At 39.0% G+C, this 310-nt stretch carries 1 protein-coding gene; it reads right to left on the reverse strand.

Features of this window, described 5'->3' with window-relative positions:
* Positions 1-16: 16 nt before the first annotated feature.
* Positions 17-310: hypothetical protein (locus HC176_RS18730; RefSeq protein WP_167920482.1), on the reverse strand; the 294-nt coding region annotated here is incomplete at its 5' end.

The following is a 310-nucleotide window of genomic DNA, read 5'->3' on the forward strand; positions in this document are numbered from 1 at the left end:
TCTGGCCATAATAAAGTTATTTTATAAGTTTTCTTATTCCCGAAACTACCATTAGCAATATAGCGATACCGGCCAGAATATAAAAGGTTACTAAACCTGCTCCTACCCAATGATCTGCACTTGCTGAAAGCATAGTCCCGTCACTTAGCTGTCTCTCGGTACCACCTGTAAGTACATAGGCTATCCCAATGACAACTATAAATGCTCCTACTGCGATTAGGGTTCGCTTAATATCTCCTGAAAATAATCCTTTGATCACAAAAAATAGCACCAGGAGCACAATTATAGCAAACACAATGTATGCCACATA

The organism is Tamlana crocina, from assembly GCF_012037625.1.